This window comes from Vulcanococcus sp. CPBay_Sum15L08_68 (assembly GCF_017855895.1).
Classification (GTDB): Bacteria; Cyanobacteriota; Cyanobacteriia; order PCC-6307; family Cyanobiaceae; genus Vulcanococcus.
Genome location: NZ_JAFMFX010000106.1, coordinates 1 through 3,107 on the forward strand (window position 1 = coordinate 1; position 3,107 = coordinate 3,107).

Here is a 3,107-nt window from a genome sequence, read left to right on the forward strand (position 1 = left end):
ATGGGGTGCTGCTGGCGGCCATCACTGCGCAGCTGCTCAAGTCCTGCGTCTTAAGGGAAACCCTCAACCCAGACGAACAGACACTGTTGGAAGCGTTCAGCTACCGGCGCTTTCTCAAAGGTTTGAACTGAAGAATCCACTGAAAGTCAGCGACAGTGGAGGGAGAGCCCGTCAACCTATGCACGCTGTTCGGTCTTGGCAGATCCGTCGCTGATGCCTCTTCAAGACGGTCTTGAACTCCTGGCCCTCCTGTCCATGGGCCATTTCCTGGGGGACTTTGGACTGCAGAGCGACCGCATGGCCGCCGAGAAGTGCCGCGGCCAGGACAACACCCTCCCTTGGCAGTGGTGGCTCACCGGCCATGCCGCCATCCATGGCCTGATCGTGGCTCTCCTGAGCGGGGTTCCGGCCTTGGGGCTGGCCGAATGGGGCGCCCACACCCTGATCGACTACGGCAAGTGCCAGCACCGCTATCGCATCGGTGTGGATCAGAGCCTCCACCTGCTCTGCAAGTTGCTTTGGGTCCTACTGCTGAGTCTTTGGGCATAAAAAAGCCCCCCGCCATCGCGGGGGGCAAGGTTGAAATCGGTGAAGGGATCAACCCTCGACGCGCCAGCCCTGATCGGAGGGGGTCCAGTCGCTGAGCTCAGAGGCCTGGAACCAGAGACCGATCTCGAACTGAGCGGTTTCAGGGGCGTCGGAGCCGTGGATCACGTTGCGGCCGATGTTGACGGCCAGGTCGCCGCGGATGGTGCCGGGCTCAGCCTCGAGGGGTTTGGTGGCACCGATCAGCTTGCGGGCGCTGGCGATCACGCCGTCGCCTTCCCAGACCATGGCCACCACGGGGCCGGAGGTGATGAAGTCCACCAGGCCAGCGAAGAAGGGGCGCTCGCGGTGCACGCCGTAGTGGCTCTCAGCCAGCTCACGGCTGGGGGTGAGCTGCTTGAGGCCCACCAGCTTGAAGCCCTTGCGCTCGAAGCGGCCGAGGATCTCACCCACCAAACCGCGCTGAACACCATCGGGCTTGATGGCAATAAAGGTGCGCTCGGCAGCCATGACAAAAAAACATCTGATCCGGCCCATCGTCCGTGGCCGCCCTACCGCTTGGCAAGCACAGCTGGCACCCCGGGCGTGAGTCCTTAGATTTCTGCCATTGCCCCGCCGCCGGCTTGATGGTCTCCGCTGAAAACACCAGCTGGAGCGCAGCTGACAGCGCAGCCCTCTACGGCATCGACCGCTGGGGTGATCCCTATTTCTCGGTCAACGCCCGCGGCCACATCAGCGTGCAACCCAAGGGGGAGCGGGGCGGCAGCCTTGATCTTCTGGATCTCGTCCAGGGACTTGAAGGCCGCAGCCTGGGGCTTCCCCTGCTGATCCGCTTCGACGACATCCTCGAAGACCGGCTTGAGCGACTGCACGGGGCCTTTGAGCGCGCCATCGCCCAATACGGCTACGCCGGCCGCTACCAGGGGGTCTTCCCCGTGAAGTGCAACCAGCAGCGCCATGTCGTTGAGGAGCTGGTGACCTGCGGCAAGCGCTGGCACTTCGGCCTGGAGGCCGGCAGCAAAGCGGAACTGCTGATTGCCCTGTCCTTGGTGGATGACCCCGAGGCGCTGCTGATCTGCAACGGCTACAAGGACCAGCGCTACATCGAGACGGCGATCCTGGCCCGCCGGCTTGGTCGCCAACCCGTTGTGGTGATCGAACAGGCCGACGAGGTCGAGCGCATCATCCAGGCCAGCCAGGAGCTGGGTGCTGCCCCGTTCATTGGAATCCGCGCCAAGCTCTCCAGCCGCAGCACCGGCCGTTGGGGCAGCTCCGTTGGCGCCAAGGCGAAGTTTGGTTTGGCCATCCCCGAGCTGCTGGCCACGGTGGAGGCCCTGAAGAAGGCCGATCTGCTGAACGACCTGAAGCTGCTCCACTTCCACGTGGGCAGTCAGATCAACGACATCGCCGTTCTCAAGGACGCCCTGCAGGAAGCCGGACAGATCTATGTCGAGCTGACCAAGCTTGGCGCCCCCATGGGTTTCCTCGATGTGGGGGGCGGCCTGGGGGTGGATTACGACGGCAGCCGCACGGCCACCTCAGCCTCAACGAACTACTCGCTGCAGAACTACGCCAACGACGTCGTGGCCACGGTTCGTGAATGCTGCGAACCCCACGGAGTCCCGGTTCCCACTCTTGTCAGCGAGAGCGGGCGGGCCATTGCCAGCCACTTCTCGGTGCTGGTGTTCAACGTGCTGGGCCAAAGCACCGTGCCCAGCGGCTCTCCTGAAGCCGAAGGCGAAGAAGCCCTGACAGTCCGCAACCTGCGCCAGACCCTCGCTGAGATCGAAGCCGTCGATGGACAGGGCGATCGGGATCTCTCCAAGCTGCAGGAAACCTGGAACGACGCCCTCAAATTCAAAGACGATGCGCTCAACGCCTTCCGCCTGGGCTACCTCAGCCTTCCGGAACGCTCCGTAGCCGAGCAGCTCACCTGGGCCTGCGCCCAGGCGATTGCACAAAAACTCCCCAGCAACGCAGCAATCCCTGAGGAGCTGAGCAACCTCAAGGCCGAGCTGGCCGCCACCTTCTACGCCAACTTGTCGGTCTTTCGCTCCGCCCCCGACAGCTGGGCCATCGAGCAACTCTTCCCACTTCTGCCGATTCACCGGCTGAACGAGCAACCCGAGCAGCTCGGTCACTTCGCCGACCTCACCTGCGACTCCGACGGCAAACTGGCGCGCTTCATCGCCCAGGGACAAAGCAAGCCCCTGCTGGAGTTGCATGCGCTGAGACCCGATGAGCCCTACCTCATCGGCATGTTCCTCGGCGGGGCCTATCAAGAGGTCATGGGCAATCTCCACAACCTCTTTGGCGCCACCAATGCAGTCCACATCCGCCTCTCACCAGGAGGCGGCTACCAGGTCGACCACGTCGTGCGCGGGGATACCAATGCCGAGGTGCTCGAGGCGATGGAGCACGATCCGGAAGTGCTGCTGGAGCGACTGCGGGTGACCAGCGAGTCAGCCATCCAAAAAGGAACCCTCAAAATCCAGGAGGCCCGCCGTTTGATGGATCACCTGGAGACGAGCCTGAGGCAAACGACCTACCTGCAGAGCTAA

The 3,107-nt window shown here is 63.3% G+C and carries 3 protein-coding genes; 2 read left to right on the forward strand and 1 reads right to left on the reverse strand.

Features of this window, described 5'->3' with window-relative positions:
- Nucleotides 1-213: 213 nt before the first annotated feature.
- The gene (locus tag QZ189_RS10905) at nt 214-549 is read left to right on the forward strand and encodes a DUF3307 domain-containing protein (protein WP_247476781.1); all 336 of its coding nucleotides are present in this window, start codon (nt 214-216) and stop codon (nt 547-549) included.
- A gap of 48 nt (nt 550-597) precedes the next feature.
- Here the strand turns inward: QZ189_RS10905 and ndk are convergent, their stop codons facing one another.
- Entirely contained in the window at nt 598-1,056 is a 459-nt protein-coding gene (gene ndk / locus QZ189_RS10910; RefSeq protein ID WP_247476780.1) for a nucleoside-diphosphate kinase, read from the reverse strand.
- A gap of 116 nt (nt 1,057-1,172) precedes the next feature.
- Between ndk and speA the strand changes: the two genes are divergently transcribed.
- Nucleotides 1,173-3,107: a biosynthetic arginine decarboxylase gene (gene speA, locus QZ189_RS10915; RefSeq protein ID WP_296421762.1), complete on the forward strand. Its 1,935-nt coding sequence runs from the start codon at nt 1,173-1,175 to the stop codon at nt 3,105-3,107.

Bases quoted from the DNA above. Each gene is read 5' to 3' on its own strand.
- QZ189_RS10905 (WP_247476781.1), top strand. From the start codon at position 214: ATGCCTCTTCAAGACGGTCTTGAACTCCTGGCCCTCCTGTCCATGGGC.
- speA (WP_296421762.1), top strand. From the start codon at position 1,173: ATGGTCTCCGCTGAAAACACCAGCTGGAGCGCAGCTGACAGCGCAGCC.
- ndk (WP_247476780.1), bottom strand. From the start codon at position 1,056: ATGGCTGCCGAGCGCACCTTTATTGCCATCAAGCCCGATGGTGTTCAG.